Origin of the sequence: Micromonospora sp. NBC_00421, from assembly GCF_036017915.1 — a bacterium.
In the GTDB taxonomy this organism is placed as follows: domain Bacteria; phylum Actinomycetota; class Actinomycetes; order Mycobacteriales; family Micromonosporaceae; genus Micromonospora.
In genome coordinates this window covers 1,707,982-1,723,347 of record NZ_CP107929.1, presented here as the reverse complement: position 1 = coordinate 1,723,347, position 15,366 = coordinate 1,707,982, and the positions used below count along the sequence as shown (strand labels likewise).

The window sequence follows — 15,366 nt, the reverse complement described above, 5'->3', positions numbered from 1 at the left end:
CTGACCTCCCACTCCGAGCCGTCGCCGGGGCGTCCCGGCGTCGGCGCAGGATAGCCGGGCCAGCCGACAGCGGCGGGGGCAGCGGGCGGCGGTGGGTCACCAGGTCCAGCACGACGCCGTGATTGACGACATCGAGAATGCTCAGTACGTTGACGGAAAGCGCTTACTTTGTCGCTGCGCTGGTCATCATCTCCGGGACGACGCTGGTCGTACCGAGCAGGCACCTCGCGCCCGATGATCCGGGCCGGTCCGGCGCGAGCAGGCCCCGCTCCACGACGGCGTCCGGGCAGCACCCGCCTGCCTCGACACCGACGGGCACCGGTGTCGCCGGTTCCCCGCGGGCTCCGTACCCCACCCCACAGGAGAGAACCATGAGCTTTCGACAGCGCCGTACGGCGTGGTGGGTCTCCGCGGTCGCCGCGACGACGCTCACCGCGGCCGGTGTCGTGATCACCGCGAACGCCGCCCAGGCCGCCGCCGGTTGCCGGATCGACTACACGGTGTCCACCCAGTGGTCCGGTGGTTTCACCGCGAGCGTCAACCTCACCAACCTGGGCGACCCGCTCAGCGCCTGGACGACCACCTGGACGTTCGGTGCCGGGCAACGCGTCGACCAGGGGTGGAACGCCACGTTCACCCAGAACGGCAGCTCGGTCAGCGCCGGGGACGCCGGCTACAACGGGGCGGTCGCCACCAACGGCACGGTCTCGTTCGGCTTCAACGGCACCTGGACCGGCAGCAACCCGGTCCCGACGAACTTCGCGGTCAACGGGGTGGCCTGCACCGGCGGCGTCACCCCCACCACCGGCACCCCCACCACCGCGCCCCCGACGACCGCACCGCCCACCACACCCCCGCCCACCACACCGCCGCCGACCACCCCGCCGCCGACCACCCCACCGCCCACGACGCCCCCGCCGTCGGGCAGCACGCTGTACGTGGCACCGAACGGCAGCGCCGGTGCGGCCGGCACCCAGGCGAACCCGACCACCCTCGCCTCGGCCATCACCCGGGTCACCGCCGGCGGGACGATCTACGTCCGCGCCGGGACCTACAACCTGGCGCAGACGGTGACCATCGCACCCGGCAACAACGGCACCGCCAGCGCCCGCAAGAAGCTGTTCGCCTACCCGGGTGAGAAGCCGGTGCTGAACTTCTCGGCGATGAGCGAGGACCCGGCCAACCGGGGGCTCGCCCTCAACGGGTCGTACTGGCACGTCCAGGGCATCGTCGTCGAGCGGGCCGGTGACAACGGGATCTTCGTGGGTGGCAGCAACAACATCATCGAACGTACGGTGACCCGCTTCAACCGCGACAGCGGGCTGCAACTCTCCCGGATCGCCTCCAGCACCCCGCGCGACCAGTGGCCGGCCAACAACCTGGTGCTGAGCGCCGAGTCGCACGACAACGCCGACTCCGACGGGGAGGACGCCGACGGCTTCGCCGCCAAGCTCACCGTCGGCAGCGGCAACGTCTTCCGGTACGCGGTGTCCCACAACAACATCGACGACGGGTGGGACCTCTACACCAAGACCGACACCGGGCCGATCGGCGTGGTGACCATCGAGGACTCCCTGGCCTACAACAACGGCACGCTCAGCAACGGCACCCAGAACGGCAACGGTGACCGCAACGGCTTCAAGCTCGGCGGTGAGGACATCGGCGTCAACCACGTCGTGCGGCGGACCATCGCCTACCGCAACGGCAAGCACGGGTTCACCTACAACCGCAACCTCGGCTCGATGTCGATCTCGAACAACCTGAGCATCGACAACACCGAGCGCAACTTCTCGTTCGACGGCGGCAGCTCGGTGTTCCGGAGCAACACCTCGTGCCGCAGCGGCAGCGGCTCGAACGACAAGATCGTCGGCAACAGCGACAGCTCCAACCAGTTCTGGAACGGCAGCAACGGCTCCCGCTGCGCGTCGTACACCGGGGCGATCGGTTGGTCCTTCGCCGCCGACGGCCGGCTCGTGGTGACCCTCGGCGGCCGGCAGGTCACCCTGTAACCGCCGGTCTTCGGGGTGGCCCGGCCGGTCGGACCGGCCGGGCCACCACCACGGGCCGCCCCGGTCGACGCGACGGGCTCGGGCGGTGGCCCGCCGACTACGGGAGGCGCGGGCCGGGACCGGGCACCCGGAGTGCGGCCCGGTCACCGGGTGGTGAGGCCGACCAGCGTGGCCAGTCGCGCGACACCGGCCGCCGTCGGCCGACCCCGGGCCAGCTCGGCGATCACCGTACGGGCCACCGGACGGCACCGCACCTCGGCCGGCGCGATGCCGTCCGCGTCGACCAGCACCCGACCGGCCCCGAACAGATCACCGACCTGGAGGTACGCCCGCGCGGCGTCGACCAGGTAGGCGGCCCGGTACTCGGCCGGCAGCAGCCGCCACCCCTCCCGACGGGTCACCTGCTCGTGCCGGTAGACAGCCTCCCCACCGTCACCCATCTCGACAGCCGCCACCACCCGGGCCAGCTCGACGGCGACCGGCCCGAAGCAGATCCGGTGGGGATCGTCACCGCCCCCGACCCGGTTGGCGATCCCGGCAGTCAGGTCGATCAACTCGTCGACCCGGCGGGTGTCGCCGTGCTCGGCGGCGGCAAGGGCGGACTGGAGCAGCAGCGTCCCGCAGAGCGCCTGCCGCGCCGCCGGGGCGTCGCGTACCGGCCTGGGGGCGACGCGACGCGCGGCGACCACGGTCACCGCGAGCGCCAACCGACCACGGCCCAGCGCACGCAGCGCCTGCCCCACCGCCACGGCCGCCGTCCCCGCCAGTGCCGGGTCGTCACCGGCCACGGCCATCGCCCGGTCGGCGGCCAACCACCCGAGGTCGGCCTCGCCGAGCTTCACCAGCACCGCCGAGGCGACCCGGTACGTCTGCACCAACAGCTCCGCTGCCCCCTGGGGCGCTGTCGCGTGCCGGCTCCGCGCGGCGTCGAGCAACCCCGGCAGCGCCCGCACCACCTGCGCGTAGTGCGCGTGCTGGTAGGTCAGCCAGGCGTGTGCGACGTGCCGCTCCAGGGTCGCCGACGGCACCACGGCCGCCGTGAGGTCGTAGCGGGCGAGGGCGGCGCGCAGCCCGTCCACCCCGTCCAACCCACCGGCCCGGCCCGGCGACGGCAGCCCGGTGCCGAGCAGAAGCGCCGGATCGACCCGCAGCACCTCGGCGATCTCCTGGATCACCGAGTACCGGTCCAACGCGCGGACCCCGCGTTCGACCTTGTCCACCCAGCTCTTCGACTTGCCGAGCCGGTCCGCGAGCATCTGTTGGGTCATCCGCCGCCGCACCCGCCAGCGCGCCACCCGCCGCCCGACCGGCAGCTCGTCAGCGCCCACGCCGCCACCGCCGATCCGGCACCGCGCGCGTCGTGTCCTCGACGGGTATCCGCTCCGCCTCGGCCTGCGCGAGAATGCGACGCTTGGCGGCCTCGTGCTCGGCGGCCTCGGCCTGCTCTCCCCGACTCGCGACCCGCTCGTTCCCCTGCTCCCGCATATCCGCCTCCGTCGACAACTCCGGCGTCCTTCGCCGGCTTCCCTGATGGGCTTCAGCGAAGTCGACTGCTGGTCGACCGACCAGATGACGAGCCGTGTGCGCGATTGCGCTGCCCCTGCCCCGGGTTGCGCGGGCTTGCGTGGACCCCTACCACGCCGGTTCTCCCTCTACGCTCGTCACTGGTGGTAGCCGCTCAACTCCCAGGGGTAGATGAATGGCGCGGTCGGTAACGAACAAGGCTCTTGATGCACTGCTGTTCGCCGCTGGCTACGGCAATGCGCATGCGGCATTCGCCCGCCAGGTCAACCATGCGGGCCGGGCTCAGGGCAGCTGGCGCTACGACGCGGCCAGCGTCTACTGGTGGCTTCGTGGACGTCGGCCAGCTGAGCATGTGCAGACCGTCATGGCGGAGACGATCGCCCGGAAACTCGGCCGCCCCGTTGAGATGACGGAACTCGGATTCGTCGGCACCGATTTCGCGGATGCCGCCTATCCCCCGACTGCCAGCGGTGCCATCGATGCTGCCGGACGGCTCTGGACGCTGCTCGCCCACCGGGTCAACTCACCGATCGGAGGGGTATTCCACAGCGGAGCGGCGCTACAGGCCGCGTTCGCCTGGCGATACGACCTTCCCGACACACAGGTGGCCCGCGATGGGCGAACATCGCTCACGGGTGCTGACATTCAACCGCTGTATCTCCTCGCCGAACACTTCGCCGACCTTGACCGACGCCACGGCGGCGGCTCCCCGCACACCCGCGCACTCATGGCCGATCTCCTCGCCCGGCAGGTAGTTCCCATGCTGCATGGCGCCTACGCAGACGCCGTCGGGCGTGATCTCATGCGCGCCACCGCAACGCTCTGCGGCCAACTCGCTTTCATGTCCTACGACGCGGGTGAACACGGCATCGCCCAGCATCACCTCACCATCGCCCTACGACTCGCCAAGGCCGCAGATGACCGCCTCTACGGTGCCCATCTCTTGGCGAACCTCGCCACTCAGGCCGTTTACCTCGGGCATACCCGGGACGCGGCCCGACTCGCCGAGGCAGCCGTCGATGGGGCGGGCCGCGCCCCCGCTGCGGTCCGCGCCCGCCTCTACACCACGGCCGCCAGCGCCTATGGCCGATCCGGGGAAAGGCGGGCCTGTCGAGCAGCGCTTGCCAAGGCAGAACGGGCTGTCGATCGGATGCGCAAGGAGGACAGCCCACGCTGGGTCAGTTACTTCAGCCCGGCCCATCTCGCGGGTACCACCCTGAAGTGTCTCAGCGACCTACGCCTGCACCGGCAGGCGTTGCGGCACGCATCCGACGCGATCACCCTCACCACCCAGAATGCCCGGACACGTGTACTACACAGCGCCCTGATCGCGCTCACCCATGCCCGGGCAGGAGACCTCGACGCAGCCTGCACTTGGGGCCGAGAGGCTGCCCGGCATGCACCGCAAGTTTCCTCCGCGCGGGTGACGCAGCGCATCCAGGAACTCGCCACCGCGCTAACCCCCCACCGAACGAGGGCCGACGTCCACGACCTCCTCAGCACGCTCGCGCCCACGCCGCCGCCGCGCTCGCATTCAGGCCGCCTCTGACACAGGGCAAGCCAGCATCGACACCTACGGCTAACGTCACACGCGTGACATGGACGGAGCCCAGCACCTGGTACGCGAACCTGTCCACCTTCCATGCCGCCACGGCCGCCTTCATCACGGACCCGGTCGGCAATGTGCTCCTCGTCAAGCCCACCTACCGCGATCACTGGGCCTTCCCGGGCGGGTATGTGGAACAGGACGAGTATCCGCACCACGCATGCGCCCGCGAAGCCCGCGAAGAACTCGGCGTCACCGTGGCAGTGGGAGAGCTACTTGTCGTGGACTGGGCACCGCCGGCCGGGCAACGGCCGCGTGCCCTCGTCCACTTCACCTTTGACTGCGGGACCATCACCCAGCACGATGGTCTCACCCTTCCGGAGCAGGAAATCGAAGGTGTTGGTTTCTTTACACCCGGTGAAGCCGGACAACGCCTTCCCGACAACGTTGCCCCACGGGTGAGTGCCGCGATTCGCGCCCGTGCTCTTCGTACCCCGATCTACCTCGCCGACGGCGGAGCCGCTTCATAGGCGTCTGCCCAGGATCGTTTCGACTGCGCCGTGGTCAGCAGGTGCACCAGCTGAGCGAGCTGGCGACACCGGTCCGGCCCCTAGTTGACGAGAGGGTCATACGTCCGCTCGGGCTTATGACACACAGGCATAAATATGACAGCTCGGCATACACCTTCTGCCGGCATGTTGGTCCCGCCACGATCGATACCCAACGTAACGATCCGCCGCGAGGTCAGCCTGAGAACCGCGCGCACCATGCCGAGGACAGAACGCACCATGCCGCGCACCGCGCGCACCAGCGCGAGACCGCGCCACGACGGGTGCGCGGCGCTCAGAGGGCCACGATCGCCGCTGTCTCCGCCGGCAGCTCCACCCGGTCGCGCATCACGGTGACGCCCTCACCGGTGGTGAGCAGCACCCGACGGGCCACCCCGGGCAGGGTGATCCGCTGACGGCGGCCGGCGAGGTTCGCCACCACCAGGCACCCGCCCCGGCGGACCACCAGGAACTCGTCGCCGTGGCGTACCTCCACCCGGTGCAGGCGCGGGTCGGCCAGGTCGGGCCGGCTCTTGCGCAGCGCGATCAGCCGCCGGTAGAAGTGGTACATCTCGCGGTGTTCGGGTTTGTCCAGCTCGGCCCAGTCGAGTCGGGAGCGCAGGAAGGTCTGCCGGTCCTGCGGGTCGGGCACGTCGCCGGGCGGCCAGCCGTGCGCGGCGAACTCGCGCCGCCGGCCGGTGGCCACCGCCGCCGCCAGCTCCGGCTCGGGGTGGCTGGTGAAGAACTGCCACGGCGTGCTGGCCGCCCACTCCTCCCCCATGAAGAGCATCGGGGTGAACGGCGCGGTCATCAGCAGCATCGCCCCGACCCGCAGCAGTGCGGGCGACAGCCCGGCGGAGATCCGGTCGCCGGTGGCCCGGTTGCCGATCTGGTCGTGGTTCTGCAGATAGGCCACGAAGCGGTGCCCGGGGACGGCGTGCCGGTCCACCGGACGGCCGTGGCTGCGGTTGCGGAAGCTGGACCAGGTGCCGGCGTGGAAGAACGCCCCGGTCAGCACGTCGGTCAGGCACTCCAGCGAGCCGAAGTCGCCGTAGTAGCCCTGCCGCTCCCCGGTGAGCAGGGTGTGCAGGGCGTGGTGGGCGTCGTCGTTCCACTGGGCGTGCAGGCCGTAGCCACCAGCCTCGCGGGCGGTGACCAGCCGGGGGTCGTTGAGGTCGGACTCGGCGATCAGCGACAACGGCCTACCCAGGTGGGTGGCGAGCGCCTGCACCTCGACCGCCATCTGCTCCAGCACGTGCACGGCCCGGGAGTCGGGCATCGCGTGCACGGCGTCCAGCCGCAGGGCGTCGACGTGGTAGTCGCGCAGCCACGTCAGCGCCGAGTCGATGATGTAGCGGCGTACCCCGTCGGAGTGCGGGCCGTCCAGGTTGACCGTGCGGCCCCAGGGGTTGCTCTGCTCGCTCAGGTACGGCGCGAACCTCGGCGCGTAGGCCCCGGAGGGCCCGAAATGGTTGTAGACGACGTCGAGGATCACCCCCAGACCCTTGGCGTGGGCGGCGTCGACCAGGCGTTTCAGCCCGTCCGGCCCGCCGTAGGGCTGGTGCGGGGCATACCAGCAGACCCCGTCGTACCCCCAGTTGTGCTCGCCGTTGAAGGCGTTCACCGGGAGCAGCTCGATCAGGTCGACGCCGAGGTCGACCAGGTGGTCGAGCCGCCCGATCGCCGCGTCGAAGGTGCCCTCCGGGGTGAACGTGCCGACGTGCAGCTCGTAGAGGATGCTGCCGGGCAGTTGCCGGCCGGTCCAGCCCTGGTCGGTCCAGTCGAAGGCGGCGTGGTCGTAGCGTCGGCTCGGCCCGTGCACCCCGGCCGGCTGCCAGGCCGAACGCGGGTCGGGCAGCGGGGTGTCGTCGTCGTCGTCGAGCAGGAACGCGTAGTCGGTGCCGGGGCCGGCGTCGGGCACCTCGACCCGCCACCAGCCGTCCGGCCCGGCCCGCATGTCGTGGTCGGCGACACCGGGCAGGTGCAGCCGGACCCGGGCGACGTCCGGCGCCCAGACGGTGAACTCGGTCATGCGGCAGCCTCCACGGGGTCGGTGGGAGCCAGCAGGGCGGTGGGCGCGAGCAGCGCGACGGGATAGCTGCTCAACAGAGCATGAAGGGGCAGCTCGGACCCACTGTAGACCCGTCCGGTGAACACGTCGGTAAAACTGTTGCCGGGCATCGACAGGATGGTGCCGCGCCAACCGCCGTCGCGGGCCAGCGCCACCGGCAGCCGGGTCGCCACCGCGATCGCGCCACCCCTGTCGAAGGCGACCGCGTGCCCGGCGGCCGGCCCGTGCGCGGCCACCGGCCGGTAGCCGGCGAACAGCTCCGGGTGGGCCCGGCGCAGCCGCAGCGTGCGGGAGACCACGAGCAGCTTGGCCGCGCCGTCGGCGGCCACCGTCGGCTGCCAGCCGGCGTCGAGCCGGGCCAGCAGCTCCCGGCGTACGGCGAAGTCGACCGGGCGGCGGTTGTCCGGGTCGACCAGGGAGTCCTCCCACAGCTCGGTGCCCTGGTAGGTGTCGGGCACCCCGGGCATGGCGAGCTGGACCAGTTTCTGCCCGAGCGAGTTGGACCAGCCGGGCGGGGTGAGCTCGGCGGCGAACGCGGTGATCTCGGCGTGCAGCTGCGGGTCGTCGTACATCCGGTCGACCAGGGCGTGCAGGTCGTGTTCGAAGGCCGCGTCGGGGTCGGCCCAGCTCGTCGAGACCGACGCCTCCCGGGCGGCCTTCTCGACGTACGCGTGCAGCCGCTCCCGGTCGATCGGCCAGGCACCCACGGCGGTCTGCCACAGCAGGTGGGCGAAGGCCGGATCGGCAAGCGGCGCCCGGGTCGTCCAGTCGCCCACCTGCTCCGCCCAACGGGCCGGCAGCTCGGCGAGCACGGCGAGCCGGGCCCGGACGTCCTCGCCGCGTTTGGTGTCGTGGGTGGAGAGCGTGGTCATGCTGGTCGGCCAGCGGACCTGCCGGGCGGCGGCGAACCGGTGGAACTCCGCCGGGGCCACCCCGAAGTGGGCCGGCGAGCCACCTACCTCGTTCAGGGCGACGAACCGGCTCCACCGGTAGTAGGCGGTGTCCTCCACCCCCTTGGCCATCACCGCGCCGGTCAGCTGCGGGAAGCGGGCGGCCAGCTCGTGCTCGGGGCGGCGCAGCAGCGCGGTCACCGCGTCCAGGGTGGCGGTGAGGTCGGGCCGGCGGCGGCCGGCCTCGGCGCGGGCGGCGGCCAGGTGCCGGGCCCCGTGCGGCGGGTAGCCCCGGTAGACCGGGAAGCAGGCGGCCAGCTCGGCCAGGGCCGCCCGGGTGGCCTCCCGGTCGAGGTCGGGGGCGAGCGCGGCGAGTCGGCTCAGCTCGGCGGCGAGCAGCCGGGTGGCGGCCTCCAGCTTGGTGGTGTGGGTGAGGTCCTGCCAGGAGGTGTGCCGGCCGGTGAGCCGGGCGTCGAGGGCGGTGAAGTCACCCTCGGCCCGCCCGTCGACGAACAGGCCGCAGACCGCGGCCAGCGCGTCGTAGCCGGTGGTGCCGTCGACCGGCCAGTCCGGCAGCTCCTCGCCGTACTCCAGGATCTTCTCCACCACCAGCCAGGCGTGCGGGGCGGCGGCGCGCAACCGGTCCAGGTAGCCGGCGGGGTCACGCAGGCCGTCGGGGTGGTCGACCCGGATGCCGTCGACCTCGCCGTCGGCCACCCAGCGCAGCAGCTCGGCGTGGGTGGCGTCGAAGACCGCCGGATCCTCCACCCGCAGCCCGGCCAGGTCGGACACGGCGAAGAACCGGCGGTACGTCAGCTCGGCGTCGCCGCGCCGCCAGGAGACCAGCTCGTAGTGCTGCCGGTCGTGCACCGCGCGGGGGCTGCCGGCGGCGGTGCCGTCGGCGACCGGGAACCGGTGCTCGTGGTAGCGCAGCTCCCCGTCGACCAGCTTGAGGTCGTCGAGCGCGTCGGGGCTGTCGGCGAGCACCGGCAGCAGCAGCCGGCCCCGGTCCCAGTCGACGTCGAACCAGTCGGCGTACGCCGAGTTCCGCCCCCGGCGCAGCACGTCCCACCAGGCCGGGTTGGCGGCCGGCTGGGCGACCCCGGCGTGGTTGGGCACGATGTCGACGACCAGGCCCAGCCCGACCGCCCGCAGCGCCCGGACCAGCCGCTGCCGGCCGACCTCCCCGCCCAGCTCCGGGTTGACCGCGCGGTGGTCGACCACGTCGTAGCCGTGCGCGGAGCCGGGGGTCGCGGTGAGCAGGGGCGCGGTGTAGAGGTGGGTGACGCCCAGGTCGGCGAGCCAGTCGGCCAGCTCGGCGGTGGTGTCCAGGTCGAACCCGGGCCGGACCTGGATGCGGTAGGTCGACCCGACCGGCACCGGCGCGTCGGGTCGGGGCTGTGCGGGCATGTCAGACCGTCCTCTCCAGGACCACCAGGGAGCGGTCCGGCACGCAGATCGCGCCGCCCGCCTCGACCACCGTCGGCTTCTCAGGGTCCGGCTCCGCCGTGCTGATCACCAGTTCCCACCGCTTGCCGAACTCCTCACCCGGCAGGGTGAAGTCCAGCGGCGCGTCGTGGGCGTTGAAGCAGAGCAGGAACGACGTGTCCCGGTGCCGCTGACCGTACTGGCCGCGTTCGGGGATGCCGTCGCCGTTGACGAACAGGGCCACCGACCGGCCGAAGTCGTTGCCCCAGTCCTCGCCTGTCATCTCCCTGCCGTCGGGGGTGTACCAGGCCAGGTCGGGCAGCCCCGCCTCGGCATTGCGGCCGCCCACCGGCAGGCCGGTGAAGAACCGGCGGCGACGGAACACCTGGTGCCGGTTGCGGAAGTCGGTGAGCCGCCGGACGAAGGCCAGCAGCTCGTCGTCGGCCTGCTCCCAGTCCACCCAGGCCAGCTCGCTGTCCTGGCAGTAGGCGTTGTTGTTGCCGTGCTGGGTGCGGCCCATCTCGTCGCCGTGGCCGAGCATCGGCACACCCTGGGACAGCATCAGGGTGGCCAGGAAGTTGCGCCGCTGCCGGGCCCGCAGGGCGGTGACGCCGGCGTCGTCGGTCTCCCCCTCGACGCCGCAGTTCCAGGACCGGTTGTGGCCCTCGCCGTCGCGGTTCTCCTCGCCGTTGGCCTCGTTGTGCTTGTCGTTGTACGACACCAGGTCGTTGAGGGTGAACCCGTCGTGGCAGGTGACGAAGTTGATGCTGTGGAACGGGCGGCGGCCGTCGTCCTGGTAGAGGTCGGCCGAGCCGGAGATGCGGGAGGCGAACTCGGCCAGGGTGGCCGGCTCGCCACGCCAGAAGTCGCGGACCGTGTCGCGGTACTTGCCGTTCCACTCCGTCCACAGTGGCGGGAAGTTGCCGACCTGGTAGCCGCCGGGGCCGACGTCCCACGGTTCGGCGATCAACTTCACCTGGCTGACCACCGGGTCCTGCTGCACCACCTCGAAGAAGGTGGAGAGCCGGTCCACCTCGTAGAACTCGCGGGCCAGGGTGGCGGCGAGGTCGAACCGGAAGCCGTCGACGTGCATCTCGGTCACCCAGTAGCGCAGCGAATCCATGATCAGCTGGAGCGAGTGCGGGCTGCGTACGTTGAGGCTGTTGCCGGTGCCGGTGTAGTCGACGAAGTAGCGCCTGTCCTCTTCGGACAGCCGGTAGTAGCTGGGGGCGTCGACGCCCTTGAAGCTCAGCGTCGGGCCCAGGTGGTTGCCCTCGGCGGTGTGGTTGTAGACCACGTCGAGGATGACCTCGATGCCGGCGGCGTGCAGCGCCTTGACCATGCCCCGGAACTCCTGCACCTGCTGGCCGAGCCGACCCAGCGCGGAGTAGCCGTGGTGCGGGGCGAAGAAGCCGATGCTGTTGTAGCCCCAGTAGTTGCGCAGGCCGAGGTCGGCCAGCCGGTGGTCGTGCACGAACTCGTGCACCGGCATCAGCTCGATCGCGGTCACCCCGAGCTGCTTGAAGTAGTCGATCATCACCGGGGAGGCGATCGCCGCATAGGTGCCGCGCAGCTCCTCCGGGATGTCGGGGTGGCGCATGGTCAGCCCGCGCACGTGCGCCTCGTAGATCACCGAGTGGTGGTACGGGGTGCGCGGCGGTCGGTCGTTGCCCCAGTCGAAGTACGGGTTCACCACCACCGACTTGGGCATGAACGGGGCCGAGTCGGTCTCCGACATCCGGTCCGGGTCGCCGCCCCACTCGTAGTCGTAGACCGCCGGGTCCCAGCTGACCTCGCCGTCGACCGCCTTGGCGTACGGGTCGAGCAGCAGCTTGTGCGGGTTGCACCGGACCCCGTTGGCCGGGTCGTACGGGCCGTGGACCCGGTAGCCGTACCGCTGACCCGGCTCGATCCCGGGGATGTACGCGTGCCAGACGTACGCGTCGACCTCACGCAGCTCGACCCGGCGCTCGGCACCGGTGTCCCACTCGTCGAAGAGGCACAACTCGATCTTCTCGGCGACCTCCGAGAAGATCGCGAAGTTGGTGCCCATCCCGTCATAGGTGGCGCCCAGGGGGTAACGCTCACCCGGCCAGACCTGCATGTCGCTCCTTAGGCCCCATCATCATGACCACACCGGTCGAGTCGGGGACCGCCGGTGCGTACGCCACTGATGCCCCGCGGTCGGGCCGGTCAATCCACCCGTTCGGACGGCGCCCGACATCCACCCGCCCGAGCGGTCACGCACCTTCAGGTGTCGTCCGTCACGATAGGCCCTTTCGAGATGCGCCGGGCCGCCTGATGGCCTTTGCTGGACGCGGACGCGCCCGCGCGGTGGGTCCGTCCTCGGCCCTCGGCCACCCCCACCACCACCCCTTCCGCCGCCATCGTCGCCGGCGCAACCCCGTGTGCACGGACGGAGATCGATTGTGACCACCCTGCGGATCAGCGACCAGCTCGCGACCGCTGTGGACCGGACCTGCCGGCCCACCCCCACCTTCCGGCCCCAGATCCCCCAGCAGGGCGGCGGCTCCGGCGTGCCCCCGCGCACCCGACGCATCCTGATGCTCTCCTGGGAGTACCCGCCGGTGCTGGTGGGCGGGCTCGGCCGGCACGTGCACGCCCTGTCGGTGGCCCTGGCCGCCGCCGGGCACGAGGTCACCGTCGTCACCCGGCACACCGAGGGCGCGCCGCTGGAGGAGTACGCCGACGGCGTGCGGATCGTCCGGGCCGCCGAGGATCCGGTGACCTTCCCGCTGGCCACCGACTCGCTGCTGGCCTGGACGATGGCGTTCAACCACACCCTGACCCGGGCCGCCCTGCGGGCCACCGAGTCCGGCACGTACGACGTGATCCACGCCCACGACTGGCTGGTCGCGCACACCGCCATGACGCTGCGCGCGCACCTGGACGTGCCGCTGGTCAGCACCATCCACGCCACCGAGGCCGGCCGGCACCAGGGCTGGCTGCCGGGCGAGATGAACCGCACCATCCACGGCGTCGAGCAGTGGCTGGCCGCCGAGTCCGGCCGGGTGGTCGTCTGCTCCCGGTACATGCGCGACGAGGTGGGCGCGCTGTTCGACGTGCCGACCGCCCGGGTCGACGTGGTCCCCAACGGGGTCGAGCCGCACCGCTGGAAGGTGCCGACCTCGGCGGTCACCGCGGCCCGCACCCGGTTCGCCGGGGACGGTCCGCTCGTCACCTTCGCCGGTCGGCTGGTCTACGAGAAGGGCGTCCAGCACCTGATCGCCGGCCTGCCCCGGCTGCGGGAACGGCACCCCGGCCTGCGTGCGGTGATCGTCGGGGACGGGCCGTACAAGGCGGAGTTGGAGGCCGAGGTGCACCGGCTCGGGTTGGGCGGCACGGTCGCCATGCCCGGCTTCCTCGGCGGCACCGACCTGCCGGCCGTGATGGCCGCCTCGGACTGCTTCGTGGTGCCCAGCATCTACGAGCCGTTCGGGATGGTCGCCCTGGAGGGGGCGGCGGCCGGTGCGCCGCTCGCGGTGTCCGAGACCGGTGGGCTGGCCGAGATCGTCGAGCCGGGGGTGACCGGGATGACCTTCGCCCCGGAGGACCCGGCCGACCTCACCGAGGCCGTCCACGCGCTGCTGTCGGACCGGGACCGTGCCCGGGTGCTCGCCCGCCGCGCCCGCGCCATGGTGCACGAGCAGTACGGCTGGTCGGCGATCGCCCAGCGCACCGCGACGGCGTACGCCTCGGCGATCGCCGGGGACGCCGCGTTCACCGCGCAGCGTGCCGAGCAGCGGATGGCGACCGGCCGGGTCACCGCCCCGATCCCGGCGGGCAACCTGCTCGTCGCCGCCGGCCTGCGCTGACCGCTCGCCGCCGAGCCCGGCGCAGCCGGCACCGACGCCGAGCCCGGCGTACGCACGAAGGCCGCCGGCCCCCTGCGGGGTCGGCGGCCTTCGTGGTGACCAGGCTCAGCGCTGCGAGATCGCGGTGAACTCCCGCTCGGGGGCGCCGGTGTAGATCTGCCGGGGCCGGCCGATCTTCGTCTCCGGGTCGCTGATCATCTCGCGCCACTGGGCGATCCAGCCGGGCAGCCGGCCCAGCGCGAACAGCACCGTGAACATCTTGGTCGGGAAGCCCATGGCCTTGTAGATCAGGCCGGTGTAGAAGTCCACGTTGGGGTAGAGCCGGCGGGACACGAAGAAGTCGTCGGCCAGCGCGATCTCCTCCAGCTGCATCGCGAGATCCAGCAGCGGGTCCGGGGTGGCCATCCGGCCGAGCACGTCCTGGGCGGCCTTCTTGACGATGGCGGCCCGCGGGTCGTAGTTCTTGTAGACCCGGTGCCCGAAGCCCATCAGCTTCACACCGTCCTGCTTGTCCTTCACCTTGCGGACGAAGGACGCGACGTCACCGCCGTCGGCCTCGATCTTCTCCAGCATCTCCAGCACGGCCTGGTTGGCACCGCCGTGCAGCGGCCCGAACAGGGCGTTCACCCCGGCCGAGACCGAGGCGAAGAGGTTGGCGTTGCTGGAGCCGACCAGCCGCACGGTGGAGGTCGAGCAGTTCTGCTCGTGGTCGGCGTGCAGGACGAACAGCATGTCCAGCACCCGGGCCACCACCGGGTCGACCTCGTACGGCTCGGCGGGCACGCCGAAGTTCATCCGCAGGAAGTTCTCCACGTAGCCCAGCGAGTTGTCCGGGTACAGCAGCGGCTGCCCGATGGACTTCTTGTAGGCGTACGAGGCGATGGTGGGGACCTTCGCCATCAGCCGGACCGTGGACATCTCCACGTGCTCGGAGTCGAACGGGTCCAGGCTGTCCTGGTAGAAGGTGGAGATGGCGCTGACCGCCGAGGACAGCACGGCCATCGGGTGGGCGTCCCGGGGGAACCCGTCGAAGAACCGGCGCATCTCCTCGTGCAGCAGGGAGTGCCGCCGGATCCGCTCGCTGAACTCGCCCAGCTGCTGCTGGGTCGGCAGCTCACCGTAGATGAGCAGGTAGGAGACCTCCAGGAAGGAGGACTTCTCGGCCAGCTGGTCGATCGGATAGCCGCGGTACCGCAGGATGCCCGCGTCACCGTCGATGTAGGTGATCGCGGACGAACAGGAGGCCGTGTTCACGAAACCGGGGTCGTATGTTGTCATCCCGGTTTCTTTGAGCAGCTTGCTGACCCCGATGCCCGCAGGACCCTCGACCGCGCCCTGCACCGGCATGGAAAGTTGCCCACCGGGGTGGTCGAGCTTCACTTCCGTCATGTGGTTCCTCGCTTCGCCGGCGAATCTTCGTTGAATTGCCTTCGCTTTTACCGTAATCGCGGTCGCGGGGATACCGCCCGCCGTGGTTCTGCGGTGAGGTATGCGTCACCCGATTCCCGACCCGG

10 protein-coding genes are annotated in these 15,366 nt (G+C 71.3%); 4 read left to right on the top strand and 6 right to left on the bottom strand.

Annotated features, from left to right (window positions below):
* Positions 1–371 precede the first annotated feature (371 nt).
* Complete coding sequence (locus OHQ87_RS07415; protein ID WP_328346210.1) at positions 372–2,009, top strand: cellulose-binding domain-containing protein; 1,638 nt, start codon at positions 372–374, stop codon at positions 2,007–2,009.
* Positions 2,010–2,152: 143 nt separating this feature from the next.
* Here OHQ87_RS07415 and OHQ87_RS07410 read toward each other — a convergent pair whose 3' ends face one another.
* A complete protein-coding gene (locus OHQ87_RS07410) occupies positions 2,153–3,337 on the bottom strand; it encodes a helix-turn-helix domain-containing protein (protein WP_328346208.1) in 1,185 nt (394 codons plus the stop codon).
* Positions 3,327–3,512 carry a hypothetical protein gene (locus tag OHQ87_RS07405; RefSeq protein ID WP_328346206.1) on the bottom strand — a complete coding sequence of 62 codons (186 nt, stop codon included), beginning with the start codon at positions 3,510–3,512 and terminating at the stop codon, positions 3,327–3,329. Before OHQ87_RS07405 ends, OHQ87_RS07410 begins: the two co-directional genes overlap by 11 nt.
* A gap of 196 nt (positions 3,513–3,708) precedes the next feature.
* On the opposite strand from OHQ87_RS07405, the gene OHQ87_RS07400 reads away from it, so the two are divergent.
* Complete coding sequence (locus tag OHQ87_RS07400; protein WP_328346204.1) at positions 3,709–5,082, top strand: hypothetical protein; 1,374 nt, start codon at positions 3,709–3,711, stop codon at positions 5,080–5,082.
* A gap of 44 nt (positions 5,083–5,126) precedes the next feature.
* Positions 5,127–5,609, top strand: coding sequence for an NUDIX hydrolase (locus OHQ87_RS07395; RefSeq protein ID WP_328346201.1), 483 nt, complete (start codon positions 5,127–5,129; stop codon positions 5,607–5,609).
* A gap of 313 nt (positions 5,610–5,922) precedes the next feature.
* Here OHQ87_RS07395 and treZ read toward each other — a convergent pair whose 3' ends face one another.
* From treZ to glgX, 3 genes are read right to left on the bottom strand one after another with little or no spacing between them, the layout of a single operon-like run.
* The gene (treZ, locus tag OHQ87_RS07390) at positions 5,923–7,659 is read right to left on the bottom strand and encodes a malto-oligosyltrehalose trehalohydrolase (RefSeq protein ID WP_328346199.1); all 1,737 of its coding nucleotides are present in this window, start codon (positions 7,657–7,659) and stop codon (positions 5,923–5,925) included.
* Positions 7,656–9,998, bottom strand: coding sequence for a malto-oligosyltrehalose synthase (treY, locus tag OHQ87_RS07385; protein WP_328346197.1), 2,343 nt, complete (start codon positions 9,996–9,998; stop codon positions 7,656–7,658). The genes treZ and treY overlap by 4 nt, the downstream gene beginning before the upstream one ends.
* 1 nt (position 9,999) lies before the next feature.
* Positions 10,000–12,120: a glycogen debranching protein GlgX gene (glgX, locus tag OHQ87_RS07380; RefSeq protein ID WP_328346195.1), complete on the bottom strand. Its 2,121-nt coding sequence runs from the start codon at positions 12,118–12,120 to the stop codon at positions 10,000–10,002.
* Between the two features lie 325 nt (positions 12,121–12,445).
* Between glgX and OHQ87_RS07375 the strand changes: the two genes are divergently transcribed.
* Positions 12,446–13,852 carry a glycosyltransferase family 4 protein gene (locus OHQ87_RS07375; RefSeq protein ID WP_328346193.1) on the top strand — a complete coding sequence of 469 codons (1,407 nt, stop codon included), beginning with the start codon at positions 12,446–12,448 and terminating at the stop codon, positions 13,850–13,852.
* A 105-nt stretch (positions 13,853–13,957) separates the two neighbouring features.
* Here OHQ87_RS07375 and OHQ87_RS07370 read toward each other — a convergent pair whose 3' ends face one another.
* A complete protein-coding gene (locus OHQ87_RS07370; RefSeq protein ID WP_328346191.1) occupies positions 13,958–15,241 on the bottom strand; it encodes a citrate synthase in 1,284 nt (427 codons plus the stop codon).
* Positions 15,242–15,366: the final 125 nt, after the last annotated feature.